This is a genomic window from Methylomonas sp. BW4-1, from assembly GCF_052474385.1.
In genome coordinates this window covers 5,342,462-5,365,703 of sequence record NZ_CP184125.1, presented here as the reverse complement: position 1 = coordinate 5,365,703, position 23,242 = coordinate 5,342,462, and the positions used below count along the sequence as shown (strand labels likewise).

The 23,242-nt window shown below is 53.6% G+C and carries 16 protein-coding genes; 10 read left to right on the top strand and 6 right to left on the bottom strand.

The annotated features are described in order from the left end of the window. Positions 1 to 3 precede the first annotated feature (3 nt). On the bottom strand, positions 4 to 213 hold the full coding sequence (locus ACH5Y9_RS25025) for a hypothetical protein (RefSeq protein WP_033159049.1): 210 nt from the start codon (positions 211 to 213) through the stop codon (positions 4 to 6). Between the two features lie 360 nt (positions 214 to 573). On the opposite strand from ACH5Y9_RS25025, the gene ACH5Y9_RS25020 reads away from it, so the two are divergent. From ACH5Y9_RS25020 to waaC, 3 genes are read left to right on the top strand one after another with little or no spacing between them, the layout of a single operon-like run. Beyond that, positions 574 to 1,500 (top strand): branched-chain amino acid transaminase, encoded by a 927-nt coding sequence (locus ACH5Y9_RS25020; protein ID WP_415879082.1) that lies wholly within the window; start codon positions 574 to 576, stop codon positions 1,498 to 1,500. 54 nt (positions 1,501 to 1,554) lie between these two features. Continuing rightward, positions 1,555 to 2,580, top strand: coding sequence for a lipopolysaccharide heptosyltransferase II (waaF, locus tag ACH5Y9_RS25015; RefSeq protein ID WP_445369926.1), 1,026 nt, complete (start codon positions 1,555 to 1,557; stop codon positions 2,578 to 2,580). A gap of 3 nt (positions 2,581 to 2,583) precedes the next feature. Beyond that, on the top strand, positions 2,584 to 3,594 hold the full coding sequence (waaC, locus tag ACH5Y9_RS25010) for a lipopolysaccharide heptosyltransferase I (RefSeq protein WP_445367980.1): 1,011 nt from the start codon (positions 2,584 to 2,586) through the stop codon (positions 3,592 to 3,594). Between the two features lie 12 nt (positions 3,595 to 3,606). Here the strand turns inward: waaC and ACH5Y9_RS25005 are convergent, their stop codons facing one another. Together ACH5Y9_RS25005 and ACH5Y9_RS25000 are read right to left on the bottom strand one after the other, a co-directional pair. Then, positions 3,607 to 4,125, bottom strand: a complete 519-nt coding sequence (locus ACH5Y9_RS25005) for a DUF3391 domain-containing protein (protein ID WP_445367979.1) — start codon at positions 4,123 to 4,125, stop codon at positions 3,607 to 3,609. A gap of 45 nt (positions 4,126 to 4,170) precedes the next feature. Continuing rightward, a complete protein-coding gene (locus ACH5Y9_RS25000; protein ID WP_171697603.1) occupies positions 4,171 to 5,394 on the bottom strand; it encodes an HD-GYP domain-containing protein in 1,224 nt (407 codons plus the stop codon). Positions 5,395 to 6,084: 690 nt separating this feature from the next. Here ACH5Y9_RS25000 and ACH5Y9_RS24995 point away from each other — a divergent pair. The 5 genes from ACH5Y9_RS24995 to ACH5Y9_RS24975 all read left to right on the top strand — a co-directional run bounded on the left by ACH5Y9_RS24995 (position 6,085) and on the right by ACH5Y9_RS24975 (position 15,408). Further along, positions 6,085 to 7,551, top strand: a complete 1,467-nt coding sequence (locus ACH5Y9_RS24995; RefSeq protein ID WP_445367978.1) for a GumC family protein — start codon at positions 6,085 to 6,087, stop codon at positions 7,549 to 7,551. 62 nt (positions 7,552 to 7,613) lie between these two features. Further along, the gene (locus tag ACH5Y9_RS24990) at positions 7,614 to 7,889 is read left to right on the top strand and encodes a cupin domain-containing protein (RefSeq protein ID WP_033159054.1); all 276 of its coding nucleotides are present in this window, start codon (positions 7,614 to 7,616) and stop codon (positions 7,887 to 7,889) included. Between the two features lie 114 nt (positions 7,890 to 8,003). Continuing rightward, positions 8,004 to 9,212: an MdtA/MuxA family multidrug efflux RND transporter periplasmic adaptor subunit gene (locus ACH5Y9_RS24985; protein WP_445367977.1), complete on the top strand. Its 1,209-nt coding sequence runs from the start codon at positions 8,004 to 8,006 to the stop codon at positions 9,210 to 9,212. 2 nt (positions 9,213 to 9,214) lie between these two features. Beyond that, a complete protein-coding gene (locus ACH5Y9_RS24980; protein ID WP_445367976.1) occupies positions 9,215 to 12,337 on the top strand; it encodes an MdtB/MuxB family multidrug efflux RND transporter permease subunit in 3,123 nt (1,040 codons plus the stop codon). Further along, on the top strand, positions 12,334 to 15,408 hold the full coding sequence (locus ACH5Y9_RS24975; protein WP_445367975.1) for a multidrug efflux RND transporter permease subunit: 3,075 nt from the start codon (positions 12,334 to 12,336) through the stop codon (positions 15,406 to 15,408). Before ACH5Y9_RS24980 ends, ACH5Y9_RS24975 begins: the two co-directional genes overlap by 4 nt. On the opposite strand, the gene ACH5Y9_RS24970 is transcribed toward ACH5Y9_RS24975, so the two are convergent. From ACH5Y9_RS24970 to ACH5Y9_RS24960, 3 genes are all read right to left on the bottom strand, one after another. Next, a complete protein-coding gene (locus ACH5Y9_RS24970; RefSeq protein WP_445367974.1) occupies positions 15,395 to 18,274 on the bottom strand; it encodes an EAL domain-containing protein in 2,880 nt (959 codons plus the stop codon). The two genes, ACH5Y9_RS24975 and ACH5Y9_RS24970, sit on opposite strands and share 14 nt — an antisense overlap. Before the next feature lie 15 nt (positions 18,275 to 18,289). Beyond that, a complete protein-coding gene (locus ACH5Y9_RS24965; RefSeq protein ID WP_033159058.1) occupies positions 18,290 to 18,766 on the bottom strand; it encodes a type IV pilin protein in 477 nt (158 codons plus the stop codon). Positions 18,767 to 18,922: 156 nt separating this feature from the next. Next, positions 18,923 to 20,248 (bottom strand): HD-GYP domain-containing protein, encoded by a 1,326-nt coding sequence (locus tag ACH5Y9_RS24960; protein ID WP_445367973.1) that lies wholly within the window; start codon positions 20,246 to 20,248, stop codon positions 18,923 to 18,925. Positions 20,249 to 20,726: 478 nt separating this feature from the next. Here ACH5Y9_RS24960 and nifH point away from each other — a divergent pair, with 478 nt between their 5' ends. Further along, on the top strand, positions 20,727 to 21,605 hold the full coding sequence (gene nifH, locus ACH5Y9_RS24955; protein WP_033159060.1) for a nitrogenase iron protein: 879 nt from the start codon (positions 20,727 to 20,729) through the stop codon (positions 21,603 to 21,605). Between the two features lie 103 nt (positions 21,606 to 21,708). Further along, positions 21,709 to 23,190 carry a nitrogenase molybdenum-iron protein alpha chain gene (gene nifD, locus ACH5Y9_RS24950; RefSeq protein ID WP_033159061.1) on the top strand — a complete coding sequence of 494 codons (1,482 nt, stop codon included), beginning with the start codon at positions 21,709 to 21,711 and terminating at the stop codon, positions 23,188 to 23,190. Positions 23,191 to 23,242 lie beyond the last annotated feature (52 nt).

Genomic DNA, 23,242 nt, shown 5'->3' with positions numbered 1-23,242 from the left:
ACATTAAGCCACTATATTTCTGACGCATTGCCTGGCAAATACATTGATAGGCACGCTGCTGCTTAAATAGCGGTTGAACAATTCGTTAATCGTCAGCGGATTGAGGTATACATAAATGCCGCAACCGGTAATGGCGATAAACTGCCTGCTTAACGTTTCGATAAACACGATACGCAGGGTGCTGATTTCGTTGACTTCATTGCTTGTTTCCATGACGCTCTCCCGAATCTGCCGATTTGACTACTAAATGACCAGCATAAGTGACGCCAACTAACAAAAGCCTTTAAAAATCATGGCAGTAAGATTTTCCCAACCTTAGGCAACTTCTAAAAATTGACGCTGAGTTTAAGTTATCGCAAACAGCGCTTGCCGTCGGTAGCCTATGCCACGTGGAATCAGTGAATTATTTCACCGGTGTCCACAATCCATATTGGGCCTGCCAAACGCAGTCTCACGCCAAAATCAGGACTTCTGCGCAGCCGGTATTGCCGGAGAGCGCTTTATAGTACAATTTCCGTCACTTTTAAGCCGACGCGGCGCAGCAATAATCACTAAACAAAACAGGTTCAGATAATGGCAACGATGGATGATAGAGACGGGTTGATTTGGCTAGACGGAAAATGGGTTGATTGGCGCGATGCAAAAGTCCATGTCTTGACTCATACGCTGCATTACGGCTGCGGCGTATTCGAAGGTTTGCGCGCTTACAAAACCGATGCCGGCACCGCGATTTTCAAACTGGCCGAGCATACCGACCGTCTGTTCCGCTCCGCGCATATCATGAACATGAAAATGCCGTTTTCCAAGGAAGAGATCAACCAGGCGCATCGCGACGCCGTCGCCAAAAACAACCTGGACAGCGCCTACATCCGTAGCATGGTGTTCTTCGGTTCCGAAGGCATGGGTTTGCGCGCCGATAACCTGAAAGTACACGTCATGGTCGCGGCCTGGACTTGGGGCGCTTATCTGGGAGCGGAAAACATGGAAAAAGGCATCCGCATCCGGACCTCTTCGTACACCCGCAACCACGTCAACAGCACGATGTGCAAAGCCAAGGCCAACGGCAACTACATCAATTCCATCCTGGCCTTGCAAGAAGCCTTGTCCACCGGCTATGACGAAGCCTTGTTGCTGGACCACGAAGGTTTCTGCGCGGAAGGCAGCGGCGAAAACTTGTTCATCGTCCGTAATGGCAAAATTTACACGCCGGAAACCACCTCAGCCTTAGAAGGCATCACCCGCGATACCTTGATCACCATCGCCCGCGAACAAGGCTACGAAGTGATCGAAAAACGTATCACCCGCGACGAAGTGTACGTTGCCGACGAAGCCTTCTTCACCGGTTCCGCCGCCGAAGTCACGCCAATCCGCCAATACGACAACCGCGACATCGGTTCCGGCAGCCGCGGCCCCGTCACCGAAAAGCTGCAAGCCTTGTATTTCGACTACGTGCAAGGCCGCCGCGCCGACCATAAGGAATGGCTGACGCTCGTTTCCTAAGTGGCGGAGCAAGCTTATAAAATCCTGGTCGTCGGCCCGTCCTGGGTCGGCGACATGGTGATGGCGCAAAGCCTGTTCATCACCCTCAAGCAACAACATCCCAACTGCCTGATCGACGTGCTGGCCCCGGCGTGGTCCTTGCCTCTATTGGAGCGCATGCCGGAAGTGCATAAAGGCCTGACGATGCCGTTGGGCCACGGGCAGTTTGATTTGCGGGGGCGAATCCGCATAGGCCGGGAACTACAAAACCAGCATTACGATCAGGCGATTGTACTGCCCAATTCCTGGAAGTCGGCCGTTATTCCGTTCTTTGCGCATATCCCCAAACGCACCGGTTTTCTCGGCGAACTGCGCCGCGGCCTATTGAACGATGTGCGTACGTTGGATAAGACTGTACTGACCATGACCGTGCAACGTTTCGTGGCGCTGGGTTTACCGAAAGAGGCGCCGCAGCCACCAAATTACCCGGTTCCGAAGCTGACGATCACAATCGAGCAACAATTAAGCGTCTGCAAAAAATTCGAGATCACCGGCGCGGATTTAATCGAAATCCCCCACCCCAGCGCTCTGCTTGAGGGCTCGGAAGAGTTGCGCCCTATTGTCAGCAAGATCCTGGCTCTGTGTCCCGGCGCGGAATACGGTCCGGCCAAGCGCTGGCCGAGCGAGCATTACGCCGCCATAGCAAGGCAAATGGAAGAACAAGGCTGGCAAGTCTGGTTATTCGGTTCCGACAAAGACAAAGCCGTTGCCGAGCAAATCAATGACCTATCTGGCGGCATTTACCGTAACTTCGCCGGCATTACCTCGCTGGCGGATGCGGTGGACTTGTTGTCCTTGGCTGACGCGGTCGTCAGCAACGATTCCGGCCTGATGCACGTCGCTGCAGCACTGGATAAAAAACTGATCGCGGTTTATGGCTCTTCCGACCCCGGCTTTACCCCGCCGCTACATCCCGAGGCGAAGATTCTGGATTTAAACCTGGATTGTTCGCCGTGCTTTAAGCGTGAGTGTCCGTTGGGCCATACTCGCTGCTTAACGGAAATTAGGCCGGAGCAGGTAATGGCGGCGCTGGACTTCTGAGCGATGAAAATTGCCATCGTCAAATTGTCGGCTTTGGGCGACATCGTGCATGCGATGGCGGCCTTGCAATTCATCAAAGCCGCCTTGCCGCTGGCGCAAATCGACTGGATAGTTGAAGAACGCTTCGTCGGCGTACTGGCCGACAATCCACACCTGGATAATATTTTGGGTGTGAATTTAAAAGCCCTGAAAACCGACAAATGGCGTGTCTTTGCCGAGATAAACAAAATACGTACTTATGCCGAGCAGGGTTATGACTTAGTGCTGGATGCGCAAGGTTTGATTAAGTCCGCAGTAGTCGCGCGCTTGCTGTCGGCCAATTGTGTGGGTTTCGATCAAGACTCGATCCGGGAAAAATGGGCGGCTTTGTTCTATAGCCGGCATGTCGCCTACCCTTACGACGCCAATACCATTGATCGCAATGTCGCCTTACTGACCCAGCCGCTGGGTCTGCATGTAACAACTGAGCAAATTCAGGCAAAGCAGCCGTTTTTGTTTTTTCAGCCGCCGCAAACCGCCTTGGATGAATATTTTCTAGCCGATCAACCCAACATCATTCTGGTCATCGGCTCGACTTGGCCCAGCCGTAACTACCCTTTAGAAAAATTTCTACAGGTCATCTTCGGCCTGGAAGCTAATTTTCTGATCAGTTGGGGCAACGAGAAGGAGCACTGGATGGCGCAATGGCTGGCAGAACGCAGCCTGGCGCGGGTATTACCGCAATTAAGCCTCAATGATTTGAAAGCGGCGCTGGCCAGAGCCGATTTAGTGATCGGTAACGATACCGGACCGACGCATATGGCCTGGGGTTTAAACCGGCCGTCGATTACCTTGTTCGGGCCAACGCCGGTCAGTCGAATTTATCAAACTACCATCAATAAAGCCTTGAAGTCGCCTTCACCGGTCAATCCGTTCAAACTGGATAAAAACGATTTTTCGATTGCCGAAATCGACCCGCGTGCTGTCATAGCCCTGAGTAACGAGCTATTCGGCAAAACCCAACAACGCGCCTGAGTGATTGGCCGGCTAAGTTTTTTCCAGTTCGACAAACATTTTCAGTAACTCGACAATCGGTTCGTCACTAGCCAACACCCTGATTATCTTGGTCTGATTTTGCTGTTCATCAGCTAGATCAAGCAAGTGCTCTTGAAACAGCAATTGTTTCTGCGGATTGGTGATCACCTTCACGAGCGGGCGCAGGGGCGATTGTGAGTTTTCCTGGACCACCACCGCCAATTCATCGGTCTGCAATTCGACGATGCAATTCACTGGGTAAGCAGAATCGCTTTCCTCGGCGCAGCTACGCATCTCCGCAGCCGCAGGGCTGGCGAAATCGATTATGTCGGTTTCAGCGGGCTTATCCACGTCGATACCTTTGCCGGTATCGATAGAAACGGTTTGGCAATACTCTTTTAAGGTATTAATTTGTTTATCAGATGAAATCAGAAATTTAGTTCTGAAAAAAGGGGTATCTAGCCACTTCCGATCGGTGCCGCAAACAAACATGCCTTTTCTGAGCTGGTTAATATTAATTTTTTTAACCATGTTAAAAAACAATATCCAAGGAAGATAATTTACAAAACTAAACCCTTAGCCAACTACCGCATATTCTTTTGTAAACTTGCCGTCTTGATAATACTTGGCTAAATCGACACCACAATCCTGCGGCCTTATCACCTGTTTGACACCATAGCGTTTACCGCTTGCATCGGCAATATTCAAGGACAAATCGAGTATCTTCTCTTCAATAAGGTTTTTATTGCCATCTTGAATCAGCAATATTTTTGGCTTAAGCCTATCGGCCTTATTTTGCTCGACTATTAAGCCGATTTCACCACTACTTAATTCCACTAAATTACCTTGCGGATAAAATCCGATGCAATTGATAAATTGCGTCACATAATTAGCTTCAAATTGCTGTCCCATCCCTTTTACCAAAATTCCCAACGCCATAAGATGCGGCTTACCACGCTGATACACCCGGTCGCTAGTGATGGCATCGTAGGTATCGACCACCGCTACCAGCTTGGTAAATATCGATAGCGTGGTTTTGTTCAAACCTCTGGGATAACCGGTACCGGCCAAATGCTCGTGATGATCGTAGGCAACGTCAACAGCGCCGGGATAGACATTACGAGCCGACATTAACACGTTGCGTCCGTAGAGCGTGTGCTTACGCATGATGTCCATTTCATAGTCTTCTAAAGAGCCCGGTTTATTAAGGATTTCCAGCGGCACTTTCATTTTACCGACATCGTGCATTAAGCCGCAAAAACCCACTTTATTCAGGTCTTCCATCGAAAAATTCAACTCACGCCCCAACAGAATAGACAATATGCAAACATTCATACTATGTTGCGCAGTATATTGATCCTGATCTTTAATTTGGGTCAGCAACAGCATCGTATCGGGGTTTTCCAATACTTTATCGACACACTCGGAAACAGCTTGTTTAACCGCACTGACACTAAATTGATTCCCGAAACGAATATCGTCCATCACCGTTTTAATTAAATTACCGGTGCGTTGAAAGGTATTGGCGGTTTGGTTAAAAGATCGCGCAAAGCTCAGATGTTTACGCGCTTCGGTATTTCTGGTGGGAATCGCCCCGGAGAAGGACTTTTGGTATTTGACATCGATATAGACATAATCACAAATCGCCTGGATGGCTTGAATATCCGCATGACTTTCAATCACAATTCTATCCAATAAAAAAGGTGAATCCGCCGTCGGCGCTTCCAGACGGCTTACGCACATACCCACTCTCAGCTCATATACATGAATTCTGAGTATTCCATCCTCTTTATCTGCCATACCAATCCAATCGGGGATTTGTAGAAATCCAAAAATTTGAAAAATAGCCGCCAAAACGGCATCAAGGAAAATTGTGTCCGACTAGCCTCGGACGTCAGTTAGCCAGCATACCTAGTTCACCCGATCTTGTCCGAACAAAAAGCCCGCAAACCGGCGGCGGATCACAAATCCAATAGGCTTTTTAGTATAGGCGAAGCAGATTTTATCGTGGCCTAATATCTCGGATTTGAGTGACACGCCTACAACCGATTTGCTAATCGCTTTCGGTTCAAGTCACCGCCTTTGGCGCCTTCGATTATTGACCCGACATAACCTCAAACTGAAGCCCAGCCTTTATAGCCGTTGGCAAATTAAGAATTGCTTGATTTTTGTATTGGTTTAAACTGGCAGCTCGCCGATATTGACTGTTTAGGCACCAGAGCAGACCAGCCAGCGCGGATCTTGAGCTCTAAAGCCTAAAAATGGGCTATCAATTAAGTCTTGAGCAATCAAAATTCCCACTGAAGTTAGCAGTCAGTAGCGACAACAACAAAACCAGACAGTCGTTTAATCGCCCTTGACCGAAGCCGACGTGCACTGACTCGGTCCGGGCGTTAAAAATTTTCTCGGCAGGGATCGCTGAGAAAATTTTCCGCAAAGCGGATTACAACAAAAACTATAACCTGCGGACTTAGCGCCAGGGAGAAAATCGTGATGTTTCCTTATCGCCATGATTTCCAGATCGTCGGAGACGACTTTTACCGTTCCCATCCAACGCCTTGGCCACGCCGTTTACGGCGCCGGACCTTATTTTTGCTGGTACTTCTGCCCTTGCTGCTGATTACCGAAACCTATGTCTTTCTCCAGCCGGCGGTTTTTGAAAGCCAAGCCTTGGTATTGACGACTGCGGCAACCGATATTGATCAAACGCATGCGGAGGCGGATCTGGAGCATGTCAACATTCAAAAGCAGGTCTTGCTGGGGCAACCGGTATTGGAAAAAACCGCCGAGACGCTAAAACAGCAGGATGGTATCGAGCATCCCAATATCAACCAGTTAAAAGAGCTGTTCCAGGTAAAACCGGTTGCGGACACCAATCTAGTGCAATTGGCGGCTGAAGGCAGTCATCCGCAATTCCTGCAAATGGCCTTAAATACCTGGATCAAAACCTACCAACAAATTCGCGCGGAGTACATCGCCGAAATCACCGATAAAGCCAGTACCTCGATTAAATCGGAATTGACTCGCCTCGAACAACAAGTGCGCGACAAACGCCAGGACATTGAATCGTTCCGCTTGCAGCATGACATCCTCTCCCTGGAGAGCACCGATAACGAGGCCCACGCCCGCTTACAAGGTTTAAATAATTCCTTGAATGCCGCCTTGGAAGAAGAAGCGAAAGCCAAGGCCAAGCTGGACGCCATTCATGCCGCCGTCGCGGAAGGCAAAGCCGTGGTGCCGGAAGCCGATTCGCAAAGTCTGGCGGCGTTAACCCAGCAAGCCGAGCGCCTGCGCGAACGCCTGGAAGCGCAAAGAAGCCAATACACCGACGAATACATCGAATTTCACCCCAGCTTACGCAATTTAAAAACCCAATTGGCCGAGCTGGATGAAAAAATTGCCAGTAAAGAACAAGCCGGCTCGAGCTATGCCACGCAAGAGGCCGAAAACGCCTACGATGCAGCGCACCGCACCGTATTGACCATTCAAAAGCAAATGGCCGAGCATAAACAAAAAGCCGCCGAATACACCAATAAATTCGCCAAACACAAAGCCATGCAGGAAGAACTGGTTAAGTTGGAGGAATTATTGCAACAAACCAAACAACGTCTGGTGGAAATCGACGTCAAACAACGGCAAAGCAATCCGCAACTGGACGTCGTGGATTGGGCCTCGCTGCCCGATAAGCCGGTGAAACCCGATTACGGCCGGGACGCCGGCATCGCCGGCGCGGCCAGCCTGGCAATCGCATTACTGGTGGTCTGGCTTAACGATTATTTGAACAAGGAGCCGACGCTGACCACGATAAATTCCGTCACCGAATTTCAAATCTACCAGCAAAGCGAGCCCAAGTTGGAGAACAATGCCGACAACCTCACGGTCGGGACGGAACGGCGTAACAGGTTGCGCCGCGCGGACGATCTGAAGCAATTACCGGACGAAACCACCGATTCATAGCTGCGGCTCGGCAACAATGCTAAAATCCGCCGCTCGATCAACTTCATTCAAACAGGAAACCCATGAGCCAAATTACCGTTGAACATAACCCCAGCGAAGAACGTTTAAAAGAGCTGGGCGTATCGAGCTGGCCGATCTGGGAAAAAGAAATTTCCAAATTCACCATCGATTTCGACGAAACCGAAACCGCTTATGTGTTGGAAGGCGAAATCATCGTCACTCCAGTGGGCGGCGAGCCGGTGCGGATTTTACCGGGCGACCTGGTGATGTTTCATGAAGGCCTGGACAGCCATTGGGAAGTGGTCAAGCCTTTGCGCAAACACTACCATTACGATTGATCGTCACGACAGCGGCAGACAATCCGAAAAAGGCATCTTCAAGATGCCTTTTTTAGTTGTGCCGCTAGACTCGGCTGGCCGGCATGACGCCGGCACCCACTTATTGTTATTCGCATGGCTATGAACCAGGATCAGGATTTTTCCGCATTAAAGCCGAGGTCGCGCTGGCACTGGGCGACCATTCTGCTATTAACGGTCGCGGCGGGCGGCTATTATTTGCACCATGCCGGCCAGCATCCGCGGGAAAACCAGGATGCGCACGCCAATCCCAACGAAAACATCCCCGTCAGCGTCGCAGTCGCCTCAAGCTGGCAAGGTGATTTGCCGATTTACCTAAACGGCTTGGGCACCGTCACCCCACTGCACACCGTGACAGTGCGCTCGCGCGTCGATGGCGAACTGATCCGGGTAGCGTTTACCGAGGGTCAAGCGGTTAAACAAGGCGAACTGCTCGCCGAAATCGACCCCCGCCCTTATCAAGTGGCCGTGCAACAAGCCGAAGGCCAGTTGCTGCGCGACGAAGCGCTGCTGAAAAACGCCGAAATCGACCAAGCTCGCTACCAAACCTTGCTGGAACAGGACTCCATCGCCGCCCAGCAAACCGCCACCCAGGCCGCGCTGGTCAAGCAATATCGAGGTACGGTCGAAATCGACCGTGCCCAGCTCGACAATGCCAAGCTGCAACTCAGTTATTCCCGCATCACCGCGCCGGTAACGGGCCGCATCGGTTTGCGGCTGGTGGATCAAGGCAACATGGTCCGCGCCAGCGACGTCAATGGCCTGGCCGTCATCACCCAAATTCAGCCGATCTCGGTGGTGTTCACGCTGCCGGAAGATGTGATACCCGAGGTGATGCGGCGCTGGCGTTCCGGCGAGACGCTGGCCATTGACGCCTACGACCGGGCCGGCCGGCAAAAACTGGCCAGCGGCAAGCTGCTGGCGGTGGACAACCAGATCGACGCCAGCACCGGCACGCTGAAATTAAAAGCCCAATTTGCTAACGAAGACCGCACGCTGTTCGCCAACCAGTTCGTCAATATCAAAATGCGTCTGGACACCTTGCATGCCGCCACCTTAGTCCCCAGCTCCGCCATTCAGCACGGGGCCAATGGCGCATTCGTCTACGTGGTGAAGGACGACAACACCATCAGCGTAAAGCGGATAAAAGCCGGACCGGCTGACGGCGAAACGGTCGCGATTCCGGAAGGTCTGGGCGTAAACGAAAAACTGGTGATCGATGGCGCCGACAAACTGCGCGAAGGCAGCCAAGTCAAGGTAATCGATAAAACCCAACCCACCGCCTCCGGCAAAACCGCCAACTAAACATGGCCGCCGCGCAAAACCCGCTTCCCGGCTTTAACCCGTCGCGACACTTTATCCTGCGTCCGGTCGCCACCTCCTTGCTGATGCTGGCCCTGCTGCTGGCCGGGGTTTTGACTTACCGCTTATTGCCGATCTCGGCATTGCCACAAGTCGATTACCCGACCATTCAAGTCACCACGCTCTATCCCGGCGCCAGCCCGGAAGTCACGACCTCGGCGATTACCGCGCCGCTGGAACGCCAGTTCGGGCAAATGCCAGGCCTGCGGCAAATGTCCTCGACCAGCTCCGGAGGCGCGTCCGTGGTGACGCTGCAATTCGATCTGGCATTGGATCTGGACATTGCCGAACAAACCGTGCAAGCCGCCATCAACGCCGCCAATAACTTCCTTCCCAAAGACCTGCCGCTGCCGCCGATTTACAACAAGGTCAACCCGGCGGACACGCCGATTTTGACCTTGGCGGTGACGTCATCCAGCCTGGCCTTGCCTAAAGTCCAGGATTTGGTGGATACCCGCCTGGCGCAGAAAATCGCCCAATTGCCCGGCGTCGGCCTGGTCAGCATCAGCGGCGGCCAAAGGCCAGCAGTCAGAATCCAAGCCAACCACCAAACTCTGGCCGCCTATGGCCTGAGCCTGGAAGACCTGCGCAACGCCATCGCCGCCGCCAATGTCAACCAACCCAAAGGCATGTTCGACGGCCCGCAACGCTCGGCCATCATCGACAATAACGACCAACTACGCTCGGCCGCTGAGTACCGCGACTTAGTGGTGTCTTACCGCAACGGCGCGCCGGTACGCCTTTCAGAAGTGGCCGACGCGGTCGACGCCGCCGAAAACGTCAAACTGGCGGCCTGGGCCAACGACAAAGCCGCCGTCATCGTCAATATCCAACGCCAACCCGGCGCCAATGTCATCGAGGTGGTGGACCGCATCAACAAGTTGCTGCCGCAACTGCGGGCGACCTTGCCGGCCGCGGTCGAAGTGCTGCCTTTGACCGACCGCACCGTCACCATCCGCGCCTCGGTGCACGATGTGCAGTTCGAGTTACTGTTGGCCGTGGCGCTGGTGGTGATGGTGATTTTTCTGTTTCTGCGCAATCTGCCGGCCACCATAATCCCGGCAGTCGCGGTGCCGCTGTCGTTGGTCGGCACCTTTGCGGTGATGCACTTGGCCGGCTTTAGTATCAACAATCTGACCTTGATGGCGCTGACCATCGCCAGCGGTTTTGTGGTGGACGACGCCATCGTCGTCATCGAAAACATCTCCCGTTACCGCGAGCGCGGCGAGTCGCCCTTGCAGGCGGCATTGAAAGGCTCGGAGCAAATCGGTTTTACCATCATCTCCTTGACCATCTCGCTGGTGGCGGTGTTGATTCCGCTGCTGTTCATGGGCGACGTGGTGGGCCGTCTGTTTCGCGAATTTGCCATCACCTTGGCGGTGGCGATTCTGATCTCGGCGGTAGTGTCGCTGACTTTGACGCCGATGATGTGTGCAAGGCTGTTACGGGCCGACGAAGCAGACCACGAACAACACACCAGCTTGCTCGACAAAGTCATCGCCGCTTACGGCCGCAGCCTGGAATGGGTGCTTAAGCGCCAAGGCCTGACGCTACTGGTCGCTATCGCCACGCTGGCGTTGACCGTGTTGTTGTACGCGGCCATGCCCAAGGGCCTGTTCCCAATCCAAGATACCGGCCTGATTCAAGGCATTACCGAGGCACCGCCCAGCATTTCCTTCGCGGCGATGGCCGAACGCCAGCAAGCCATGGCTCAACAGATCCTGGCCGATCCGGCCGTGGCCAGCCTGTCGTCGTTTATCGGCGTGGACGGCAGCAACCCGACGCTGAACAGCGGCCGCTTCCTGATAAACCTGAAGCCGCAAGCCGAACGCGACAACGCCAGTAAAGTGATCGAACGCTTGCGGCCACGCCTAGCCGACGTGCCGGGCATCTCGGTCTATCTGCAACCGGTGCAGGACATGACCTTGGAAAACCGGGTCAGCCGTACTCAATTTCAATTTACCTTGCAGACCGTCGATCTGGCTGAACTGAATCGATGGACCCAGCGCCTGGTCGAGCGCATGCGCGGCATTCCCAGCATCGCCGATGCCGCCAGCGACGTTCAGGACCGAGGCCTGCAAGCCTATATCGAAATCGACCGCGCCAGCGCCAGCCGGCTGGGCATCAGCACCGCCGACATCGATAACGCTTTATACAATGCCTACGGCCAGCGCCTGGTCTCGACCATTTTCACCCAGTCCAATCAGTACCGGGTAGTGTTGGAAGTAGACCCCAAGCAGCAGAGCGGCCCGGAAGGCTTGCAAGAACTGCGGATTCCTTCCAGCAATGGCAGCCAAGTGCCGCTGTCGGCCCTGGCTAGTATTTCCGAACGGCAAACCGCGCTGGCTATCAACCATCTGGATCAGTTTCCCTCCGCCACCATCTCCTTCAATCTGCCGGCGGGCGCCGCCTTGGGCGACGCCATGCAAGCCATCGAACAGGCCAAGCAGGACATTGGTTTGCCGTTAGCGGTGCAAAGCGATTATCAGGGCGCGGCGCTGGCGTTTAACGCCTCGCTCGGCGGCACGCTGTGGCTGATCCTGGCTGCCATCGTCACGGTGTATATCGTGCTGGGCGTGCTGTACGAGAGCTATATTCATCCCATCACCATTCTGTCCACCCTACCGTCGGCCGGGGTCGGCGCGCTGCTGGCCTTGCAGTTGTCCGGCAACGATTTGGGCATCATCGCGGTGATCGGCATCGTGCTGCTGATCGGCATCGTCAAAAAGAACGCGATCATGATGATAGACTTTGCACTGGAAGCCGAGCGCAAGCAAGGCCTGCCGCCGCGCGAAGCGATTTTCCAGGCCTGCCTGCTGCGCTTTAGGCCGATTCTGATGACCACGCTGGCCGCTTTGTTGGGCGCCCTGCCCTTGATGCTGGGTAGCGGCGTTGGTTCGGAATTACGTCATCCCTTGGGCATCAGCATGGTCGGCGGTTTATTGCTCAGCCAATTACTGACCTTGTACACCACACCGGTGATTTACTTGAGCCTGGACCGACTGGCTCGCCGGTTGCGCGGCACCACCGAATCGCCTTCAGCCAACAGCGGCGACCGCCAGCCGTGAACATATCGGCGCTGTTCATCCATCGCCCGGTCGCTACCACGCTGCTGACGCTGGGCGTGGCATTGGCCGGCATCATCGCCTTTCTACAACTGCCGGTCGCACCCTTGCCGCAAGTGGATTTCCCGACCATTTCGGTGTCCGCCAACCTGCCCGGCGCCAGTCCGGAAACCATGGCGGCCACCGTCGCCACCCCGCTGGAACGAGCGCTGGGCCGCATCGCCGGCATCAGCGAAATGACTTCGGCCAGTTCGCTGGGTTCGACTCGGATCACCTTGCAGTTTGATTTAAATCGCGACATCGACGGCGCGGCCCGCGACGTGCAAGCCGCGATCAACGCCGCCAGCAGTTTGCTGCCCAGTAATCTGCCCAATCGGCCCAACTACCGCAAAGTCAATCCGGCTGATTCGCCTATTCTGATTCTGGCGCTCACCTCCACCAGCCTCAGCCGCGGCCAAATGTACGACGCCGCGTCAACGATATTAGCGCAGAAAATCAGCCAGTTGCCAGGCATCGGCCAGGTCAATGTCGGCGGCAGTTCCCTGCCGGCTGTCCGGGTGGAACTGAATCCCGGCGCGTTAGCGCAATACGGCATCGGCCTGGACCAGGTCGCCCAAGCCATCAACGCCAGTAACGCCAATCGCCCCAAAGGCGCGCTGGAAACTGGCGAGCGGCATTGGCAAATTCACGCCAACGACCAAGCCGAGCACGCCGCCGATTACCTGCCGTTGATCGTCGCTTACCGCAACGGTGCGCCGGTGCGCATCGCCGATCTGGGGACGGCGGTGGATTCGGTGGAAGATTTGCGCAGTACCGGCCTGAAGAACGGCCAGCCAGCGGTGTTATTGATCATCAATAAACAACCCGGCGCCAATATCATCGACACGGTCGAACACGTCAAAGCCATGCTGCCGCAATTGCGCGCGCTGACGCCGGCGGCCATGGAATTATCGATAGTCTCGGACCGCTCGCAAACCATCCGCGCCTCGGCCGATGAAGTGGAACGCAGCTTATTGATCGCGGTGGTGCTGGTAATCCTGGTGGTATTGCTGTTTCTGCGCCAGCTGCGCTCGACGCTGATCCCGGTCGTCGCGGTGCCGGTATCGCTGATCGGTGCCTGCGCGGTGATGTATTTGTGCGATTACAGTTTGGACAATTTATCCTTGATGGCATTGACCATCGCCACCGGCTTTGTGGTTGATGACGCCATCGTGGTGTTGGAAAACACCAGCCGGCACATCGAAAACGGCGTGCCGCCGTTCCAGGCGGCTCTGCGCGGTGCCAGCGAGGTGGGCTTTACGGTGTTGGCGATGAGTTTGTCGCTAATCGCCGTCTTCACGCCAATACTCTTGATGGGCGGCATCGTTGGCAGGCTGTTTCGGGAATTTGCGGTGACCTTGTCGGCGGCGGTTTTGGTGTCGCTGGTGGTATCGTTAACCGTCACGCCGATGCTCTGCGCCCGCTGGCTGGAACCGGCGGAAAATCATACCCCCGGCAAGGGGTCGGCTTGGCTGGAAGCGCAGTTCCAGCGCTTGCAAAACGGCTATCGCCGCAGTTTAAGCTGGGCCCTGCACCATCCCAAATTGATGCTGACAGTGCTTTTGGCTTGCATCGGTTTGAACGTGTACCTGTACATCATCGTCCCGAAAGGGTTTTTCCCGGTGCAAGACAACGGCCGGCTCAGCGGCACGATCCAAGCCGATCAAAGCATTTCCTTCCAGGCCATGCAAAGCAAGCTGCATGATTTTGTCGATATTTTGCGGCAAGATCCGGCAGTCACCAATGTGGTGGGCTTTGCCGGCGGCATGCAAAACACCAACTCTGGCCTGATGTTTGCGGTGCTCAAACCGCCCGAACAGCGTGACGCGCCGATGGCTGAAATCAGCCGGCGCATGCGGGAAAAACTGGCCGACGAACCCGGCGCCAACCTGTTTTTGCAGCCGGTGCAGGATTTGCGCATCGGTGGCCGCGGCTCGGCGGCGCTGTACGAGTTTGCCTTGCAATCCGAAGACTTGAGCCTGCTGCGCGAATGGACGCCCAAAATCGTCGCGGCATTGCGTAAGCGGCCGGAACTGACCGATGTCAACACCAATCAACAAGACAAGGGCCGGCAAATATCGCTGATGGTCGATAGAGACAAAGCCGCCAGCTTGGGCGTCAGTCAGGCGGCCATCGATACCGCCTTGAACAATGCCTTTGGGCAACGCCAGGTGTCGGTGATTTACAAACCGCTGAACCAATACCGGGTGGTGCTGGAACTGGCGCCGGAATACTGGCAAAACCCGCGCACCTTGCAACAGCTTTACGTCAGCGCCAGCAGCGGCACCCAAATTCCGCTGGCCACGCTGGCCAGCTTCCAGACCAGCAACGCGCCGCTGACCGTCAACCATCAAGGCCAGTTTGCCGCCGCCACCATATCCTTTAACTTGCTGCCCGGCACCTCGCTGTCCACCGCCACCCAATTCATTGAACAAACCCTGCGAGACCTCGGCACGCCGGCCGCTGTACGCGGCAGTTTCCAGGGCTCGGCCAAGGCTTTTCAGGAGTCGCTGCGCAACCAACCCTGGTTAATCGCGGCGGCCCTGCTGAGTATTTACATCGTGCTGGGCATGCTCTACGAAAGCTATATTCACCCGCTGACGATACTGTCCACCCTGCCCTCGGCCGGGGTCGGCGCCTTGCTGGCCTTGCTGGCTTGCGATACCGAGTTCAGCATCATCGCCTTGATTGGAGTAATTTTATTGATCGGCATAGTGAAGAAGAACGCGATCATGATGATCGACTTTGCCTTGGACGCCGAACGCCACAAAGGGCTGAGCGCCGAGGACGCCATCTTCCAAGCCTGTTTATTGCGCTTTCGGCCGATCATGATGACCACGCTGGCGGCGATGCTGGGCGCATTGCCATTAGCTTTGGGATCTGGTTATGGCGCGGAACTACGCCAGCCCTTGGGGATTTCCATCGTGGGCGGTTTGATTTTCAGTCAATTGCTGACCTTGTACACCACGCCGGTGGTGTATCTGTATCTGGATGGTGTCAGTGCCTGGGGTCGCCGCTGGTTTAACTGGAACTAATCGCCGGCAGTTCTGCGCCACGCTTGGCAGCATCGGCCTGCAACAAGCTTAAAAATTCGTCGCTAGGCACCGGCCGGCTGAATAAATAGCCTTGAAATAGGCCGCAGTGATGTTGTTTCAATAGTTCTAGTTGCGCTGCGGTTTCGACGCCCTCGGCGATGGTTTCCATACCCAAGCCGTCGGCAAGTGCCAGAATGGCGCGGACGATAGCCGCGCTACTGTCGTCGTTTTCCAACTGCCGGACAAACGATTGATCGATTTTCAGCACATCCAACGGCAATTCTTTTAGGTAGGACAGCGAGGAAAAACCGGTCCCGAAGTCGTCCATGGACAGGGTCAATCCCAGCGCTTTCAAATGGTGCATGCGTTCGATGCAGGTCTTGATGTTGCCGATAGCCACCGATTCGGTGAGTTCCAATTCGATAAATTTGGGATCGGTGCCGGTTTTGCTCAACACCGCCGCGATTTTCTCGACTAAATCCGGATGTTTAAAATCAACCGCTGAAAGATTGACAGAAATCCGCAAGGGCCCCAGGCCTTGGGCATGGCAAGCGTTTACCCATAAACAGGTTTGCTCCAACACCCAATCGCTGATCTCCACGATTAAACTGGTCTGTTCGGCCAAGGGAATGAATTTAGCCGGCGAAATCATGCCCAGCTCGGTGTGTCGCCAGCGAATCAAGGCTTCGGCGCCGACGATGTGCCCGTCCCAATCCACCTTGGGTTGGTAGAACACCAGCAGTTCGTTTCTGCCGATAGCACCGCGCAGTTCTTGCTCCAGCTTGATATTTTCCAATGCCGCCGCATTCAGCTCCGGCGAGTAAAACCGGAAATTGGCGCGCCCCTCGCTCTTGGCGTGGTACATGGCGGCATCGGCGTTCTTCAGTAAATCCGGCACGTTGTCGGCATCGTCGGGAAACAATGCAATCCCGATACTGGTCGTCACGGTCATGGGCAATCCGGCCACCGTCACGGGTTGCTTCAGCGCAGCCAGAACTTTCTCGGCAACCGCGCTGACGAAGGCCGCCGGGTTATGCTGAGTATGCAATTCACCGATCACGATGACGAACTCGTCACCGCCCAGTCTGACAACCAGATCGGTCGCTCTAACGCAATTCAGAAAAATCCGCGCCGCTTGCCGCAGCAATTCGTCGCCGGCCGCGTGTCCCAGGGAGTCGTTGACGTTTTTGAAGCGATCCAAGTCCATAAAAAACACGGCCAGCTGCGCGTCATCGCGCCGGGCCCGCGCAATTTCCTGCCCCAGCCTGTCATGCAGTACCAAGCGATTGGGCAAGCCGGTCAGGGAATCGTAATGGGCGTGCTGGTATAGCTTCTCTTCCCAGGCGGCATTGGACAGCGCGACCGCGATGCGGTCGCCGAAGTTGATGGCGGCGTTGCGCGATTCCGGTGGAATCGGTTTCGGTGCCTGATAGCCCAAGCAAATAATCGACGCTAATGCGCCATTCACATGAACGGGTACGATCAAATAGCGCCACGCCCCGGAAACGCCGAGCACTTGCAAATACTCGGACATCCGCTGGTCAGCGATGTCAATCTCGATGGCGGTGTTTTGCATATCGAGCAAATCCGCCACATCCTGTTGGTTCAGAATCACCGGCTCGGCTAATTTTTCGGCATCGTGCCCGCTGCGCCGAACCCTAATCTCGTCGGCGATACCGGTATCGGGATTGACGGCGGCGATGGAAATCAAATCGCAAAACAATATGCTGGGCAAGCGATTCAACGCCGTGTCGATAATGTCTTCGGCATTTAAGGCGGAGAGAATATGACGGTCGATTTCCGCCATGGTGGCGAGAATATCGAACTGGCTGCGCAGGCGGCGCGTCATTTCGTTGAACGAATCCGCCAACTCTTCAAATTCGTCATGGCTATCAATATCTACTCGACATTCCAGATTGCCGTCGGCAACCCGTTGAGTGCCTATTTTTAAACGTTCGAGCGGAGTCAGATATTTAGCAATCAACCTACTGCTTAAATACACGACAATCAGCGCGGCCAGCAGAATCACCGGTGGGTAAATCGCGCTAAATTGCCGAATTGCCGCAAACGCCAACGATTCAGGCAGGCTTTGCACGACAATCAGGTCCGGACCGAAAAATAGCGTGGCGACCGGCAGCTTCCAATACGCTCCGAGATAGGCTTCGCCGTCCCTTTGCCACGAGAAGCGGCCGCTATTGGCTTGCGCGACTTGCGCCCTAAGTTCCGGAGACGGATCGAAATCTTGCTCCAGCGCGAACAATATCTGTAGCGAGTCGGCAGCCATCACCCACAACAGATTGTTGGGATCGATAGTTTCGGAGTTCCATAACAAGTCGGGTTTCAATTCAGCCATCAGGATGCCGGCTTTCGGTGAGTTTTCGACCAGATTGATAGCCATCCACAAGCGATTGTCTTCAAGCCGCTGACCACTCACCGGTTTAATCAACGTTTTCCCGATCTCAATCTGCGCTTGCTCTTCCGGCGTCAGTGTCGGTATTGCCTTGTTGTTTTGGGATAACGTGGCGGGTTGACCATCGGCACGTAGCACCGCCAACCCGGTGAACTGGCCTTGCAGCCATTGTTCGCCGGCCAGCGCCACAGGTTTATCGTCCTTGTTGGATTTATGAATTTTCAAGGCCGCCAGCCGCAGAGAATTTTCGGCAAACAACAAACGGCTGACCAGTCCGTAGGCGTAATCCTTACAGCCTCTCTGCAATGCCTTGGCAGTCTGTGCTTGCAACTGCTGCTTCACTTGCTGGAATGACAGGACGCCCAATATAGCGATTGGGATCAACGCGGCCAACACGAAAGAAAACAGAATGCGGCGGGCAACCTTGCTATGGCTAAAAGACAGCTTGCGCTCCATTGCTAAGGGGTTCTCTCAGAAATCCGCCGCCAAACCGACGAAACCGCCATCTCGGGCCAGGATAATATCGTCCAGACTGTCCTTCTGGCTGATCTGCTTTTTAGTGACGCCATTCTTACCCAGGCTGTACAAATCGTATTTGGTGTTGATGGGGTTAAGCGCATGATCTTTTCGGACTGAGCCCATGGTCCCTGGCCCCCCCTCTATGATATTGAGATAGACATAGTCTCTACCCCAGGGGTCCTTGCCGTTGTTGGGCAGAGCCGAGGTAATGTCGCTAAGCGCATTCGGGTAATGAAATTCGCGGGTGTAATACCGTTCGATTTCCGTCTGTATGGCTAGCAGATAGCTAATAGCCAGATCGTTCTTACTTTTATCGATATAACCGTTGTAGGCAGGTATCGCAATGGCCGTCAACACCGCCATAATAGCGACCGCCAACAGCATCTCCATCAGCGTAAAGCCTTGCCCTCCCCTGTTTTTTCTGTACATTTGATTCCAAAACGCCTCGAGAAATTTGCAGCCCTGGCTTGGCAAAGCTGAGCAAAAGCATACGGACGATAATCCCACGCACAAACCCTTTCGTGACCATCGCCAGGTTGCTTATTCTAGCAGAGTTGCTCTAAACGTCCGGTTTCGTAGGGTACCCTAGCGTTTTTCGTTCGCAAAGCCCTTTTGCAAAACGCCTTGTTGGTAATATTTTTTGATGTCTATGTTGTAATCCTGGGCTTTGACAATGCCTTTGATAGTCAACACCTTGCCGTGTTCATCCAACAGCATGTCCGCTAGATTGACGATTCTTTCCTGAATCCGCTGTTTCTTGGCATCGAGCAACAGGATGACTTTCGGCCGCAGCTTCTGCAATTCATTCACCTCCACCACAATGGCGATGTAACCGTTGGTCATCATGACGATGCTGCCGGGCGGATAAACCCCCAGACATTCTATAAATTTGATCACCAAACGCTCATCCAGCTGAGAGCCGGCCATATTGGCCAGGATATTGGTCGCTTCCAGATGCGTCCGGCCTTTCTGATACACCCGGTCGCTGGTGATGGCATCGTACATATCCACGATGGTGACGATTCTGGTGAAGAGCGAAATCCCTCTTTCGCCGATACGCCGGGGATAACCTTTGCCGTCCAAGGTTTCGTGGTGAGAATAGGCCGTGTCTATCGCCCCTGGATACATTTGATCGCTGGATTTGAGCAGTTCGTAACCCAGAGCGGCATGCGAGCGCATAATCGCCAGCTCCTCAGGTTCCAACTTGCCGGGCTTATTCAGAATATCCAAAGGCACCAACATTTTGCCCATGTCGTGCATCATCCCGCACAAGCCGACATTGTTGAGGTTGGCTACGGAAAAATTCAGGTAGCGGCCCAACACAATGGCTAAGGCGCAAACGTTCAAGCTGTGTTGTGCGGTGTATTTGTCTTTGTTCTTGAGCTGGTTCAGCCACAAAAAAGCATCCGGTGAATGCAAAATACTGTTCACGCATTGCGCGACCGCTTCTTTGGCGGCTTGAGTGTCTATCCCTTCACCATTGGCGATGCGCTCCATAAAGTTGGATACCAACTGACCCACTTCTTTATGAACATGTTCGGCACGTGCAAACTCTTTCTCGAAAACACTTAGCTTTGGCGGTGGCGGCGCACCAAAATCGATATTGCTCTCGCTGAGCAAACTGTCTTGAGTGGTTTTAGCTTGGACCGGGCGTTTTCTTTTGCGGGTGGCGTCGATATAGACGTATTGGCAAACGTCTTTTACCGCGCGAATATCGGCTTCCGTTTCCAGTTCAAATCCTTGAAATAAGAACGGGCTCTCCAACCAAGGCCGGTCCAGTTCGATGACATACATGCCGACGGTCAACTGGCTAACCGGCGTGTAGATGCGCTGATTGACATCGAAGGAATCATCCTTCTTCGCCTGATTTTTCAGCTTGCGGCGGAAAGGCCACCAATTCTTAAAGAACATACAAAGACAATATCATTATTAAATTCGAGAAATACCGCATGAGTAACTAAAAATTTGGCTGCAAACCGCCACCTACAGGTCCCGTGATAAAACCGGATATACGCCTACTTATGCCCGGCGCCCAAGATTGGCATCAATTATAGAGAGTGTAGGCGATTATTCACCGAAGTCGTCCGGGCAAAGCAGCAAACTCCCGTTATCGGCAAGCCAAATCAAGACACAGCGTGATCGCTAAAGGACCGGGGCCAAAATCCGCGGCGAATACGCACCTAGCCGCCGCCTCCAAATAAAAACCCCGCGATTTATGTTGGTTAGATAACAGGCCTTACAAAGAATGTTGCTAATCCGACCATCGAAAAAGCTAGAAATATTATTTTTAATCCTTTATTTTCAATGAGTTAAAACGCATCAAAACTTTGGCACGGCCATTGCAATTATCAGGTTGTTATTAACAACACCTACTCAAGAGGAGAAGATCATGGCGAAATTACGTCAATGTGCTATTTACGGTAAAGGTGGTATCGGTAAATCTACCACCACGCAAAACCTGGTTGCTGGCTTGGCAGAGCTTGGCAAAAAAGTAATGATCGTCGGTTGCGACCCTAAAGCCGATTCTACTCGTTTGATCCTGCATGCGAAAGCGCAAAACTCTATCATGCAAATGGCAGCTGATGCCGGTAGCGTAGAAGATTTGGAACTGGAAGACGTATTGAAAGTGGGTTACCGCGACGTTAAATGCGTTGAATCAGGCGGTCCAGAGCCAGGTGTAGGTTGCGCCGGCCGTGGTGTTATCACCGCGATCAACTTCTTGGAAGAAGAAGGTGCTTATACCGACGACCTCGACTTCGTATTCTACGACGTATTGGGTGACGTGGTGTGCGGTGGTTTCGCGATGCCAATTCGTGAAAACAAAGCCCAAGAAATTTACATCGTATGCTCAGGCGAAATGATGGCTATGTATGCTGCCAACAACATCGCTAAAGGTATCGTGAAATATGCTAACTCAGGCGGCGTGCGTTTGGCCGGTTTGATCTGCAACAGCCGTAACACCGCTCGCGAAGACGAACTGATCATGCAATTGGCTGCCAGAATGGGCACACACATGATTCACTTCGTACCACGTGACAACGTTGTCCAACGTGCCGAAATCCGTCGTATGACAGTAATCGAGTACGAACCAACCGCGAAACAAGCACAAGAGTATCGCGACTTGGCGCAAAAAATCATCAACAACACCAACTTGGTGATCCCAACTCCAATCACTATGGACGAGTTGGAAGACTTGTTGATGGAATTCGGCGTCATGGAAGAAGTTGACGAAAGCGTTGTCGGTGTAACCGCAGCAGCCGAAGCTTAATCAGTATGTAGGTTGGGCCGGCTGTTAGCCTGTCCAACCTGCTTTCGCATAGTTCCTAACAAGTCTGTGGGGGATTACCCAGGACTACCAGGAGGATTTCATCATGGCAGCCATGACAAGAGAAGAGACCGAAGCGCTTATTCAAGAAGTGCTGGAAGTCTATCCCGAAAAAGCTAAAGCTGATCGCGCCAAACATTTGGCCATCAACGATCAAAGCTTGGAAAAATCAAACAAATGTATCACTTCCAACCGTAAATCCCTGCCCGGCGTAATGACCATTCGTGGTTGCGCCTACGCGGGTTCCAAAGGGGTGGTTTGGGGTCCTATTAAGGACATGATCCATATTTCACACGGCCCGGTTGGCTGTGGTCAATATTCCCGTGCCGGTCGCCGTAACTACTATGTAGGTACTACAGGCGTCAACACCTTCGGTACCATGAACTTTACTTCGGATTTTACCGAGAAAGACATCGTATTCGGCGGTGATAAAAAACTGGCCAAATGTATCGACGAAATCGAAACCTTGTTCCCGCTCAATAAAGGCATCTCCATTCAATCAGAGTGCCCAATCGGTTTGATCGGCGACGACATCGAAGCGGTTTCTAAAGTTAAAAACAAAGAGTACAACAAAACCATCGTGCCAGTACGTTGCGAAGGTTTCCGTGGTGTCTCTCAATCTTTGGGTCACCATATCGCTAACGACGCGATTCGCGACTGGGTATTGGAAAACCGCGACGGCGATGAAAGCTTCCCAACCACCCCTTACGACGTAGCCGTGATCGGCGACTACAACATTGGTGGTGATGCTTGGGCTTCACGTACCTTGTTGGAAGAAATGGGTCTGCGCGTGGTCGCTCAATGGTCTGGCGACGGTACCATTGCCGAGATCGAAAAAACCCCAAAAGTGAAACTGAACCTGATTCACTGCTACCGTTCGATGAACTACATCGCGCGCCACATGGAAGAAAAGTACAACATCCCTTGGATCGAGTACAACTTCTTTGGCCCGACCAAAATCGCCGAGTCTTTGCGCAGAATCGCCGCTCACTTCGATGACACTATCAAAGAAGGTGCTGAGCGCGTCATCGAACGCTACAAAGCCGAATACGATGCCGTTATCGCTAAATACAAACCTCGCCTGGAAGGCAAACGGGTAATGTTGTACATCGGCGGTCTGCGTCCTCGCCACGTGATCGGTGCCTATGAAGATTTGGGCATGGAAGTGGTCGGTACCGGTTACGAGTTCGGTCACAACGACGACTACGACCGCACCATTAAAGAAATGGGCAACGCGACCTTGTTGTATGACGACGTCACCGGCTACGAATTCGAAGAGTTCGTGAAAAAAGTTCAACCTGACTTGGTCGGCTCCGGTATCAAGGAAAAATACATTTTCCAAAAAATGGGCGTGCCTTTCCGCCAAATGCACTCCTGGGATTACTCAGGCCCTTATCACGGCTACGACGGTTTCGCCATCTTCGCCCGCGATATGGACATGACCATCAACAACCCTTGCTGGAAAAGCTTCAAAGCGCCTTGGAAAACCGAGGCTACAGAGAGCGAACCCGTTAAAGCGGTTGCGTAATCCGTAGGGTGGGCATTGCCCATCTTAACTCCCGGAAAGGTGGGCAAACTGC

What these genes read in the sequence shown, in the direction of transcription:
- ACH5Y9_RS25025 (WP_033159049.1), bottom strand. Translation starts at nt 213, where the DNA reads ATGGAAACAAGCAATGAAGTCAACGAAATCAGCACCCTGCGTATCGTG.
- ACH5Y9_RS25020 (WP_415879082.1), top strand. Translation starts at nt 574, where the DNA reads ATGGCAACGATGGATGATAGAGACGGGTTGATTTGGCTAGACGGAAAA.
- waaF (WP_445369926.1), top strand. Translation starts at nt 1,555, where the DNA reads ATGGTGATGGCGCAAAGCCTGTTCATCACCCTCAAGCAACAACATCCC.
- waaC (WP_445367980.1), top strand. Translation starts at nt 2,584, where the DNA reads ATGAAAATTGCCATCGTCAAATTGTCGGCTTTGGGCGACATCGTGCAT.
- ACH5Y9_RS25005 (WP_445367979.1), bottom strand. Translation starts at nt 4,125, where the DNA reads ATGGTTAAAAAAATTAATATTAACCAGCTCAGAAAAGGCATGTTTGTT.
- ACH5Y9_RS25000 (WP_171697603.1), bottom strand. Translation starts at nt 5,394, where the DNA reads ATGGCAGATAAAGAGGATGGAATACTCAGAATTCATGTATATGAGCTG.
- ACH5Y9_RS24990 (WP_033159054.1), top strand. Translation starts at nt 7,614, where the DNA reads ATGAGCCAAATTACCGTTGAACATAACCCCAGCGAAGAACGTTTAAAA.
- ACH5Y9_RS24985 (WP_445367977.1), top strand. Translation starts at nt 8,004, where the DNA reads ATGGCTATGAACCAGGATCAGGATTTTTCCGCATTAAAGCCGAGGTCG.
- ACH5Y9_RS24980 (WP_445367976.1), top strand. Translation starts at nt 9,215, where the DNA reads ATGGCCGCCGCGCAAAACCCGCTTCCCGGCTTTAACCCGTCGCGACAC.
- ACH5Y9_RS24970 (WP_445367974.1), bottom strand. Translation starts at nt 18,274, where the DNA reads ATGGAGCGCAAGCTGTCTTTTAGCCATAGCAAGGTTGCCCGCCGCATT.
- ACH5Y9_RS24965 (WP_033159058.1), bottom strand. Translation starts at nt 18,766, where the DNA reads ATGTACAGAAAAAACAGGGGAGGGCAAGGCTTTACGCTGATGGAGATG.
- ACH5Y9_RS24960 (WP_445367973.1), bottom strand. Translation starts at nt 20,248, where the DNA reads ATGTTCTTTAAGAATTGGTGGCCTTTCCGCCGCAAGCTGAAAAATCAG.
- nifH (WP_033159060.1), top strand. Translation starts at nt 20,727, where the DNA reads ATGGCGAAATTACGTCAATGTGCTATTTACGGTAAAGGTGGTATCGGT.
- nifD (WP_033159061.1), top strand. Translation starts at nt 21,709, where the DNA reads ATGGCAGCCATGACAAGAGAAGAGACCGAAGCGCTTATTCAAGAAGTG.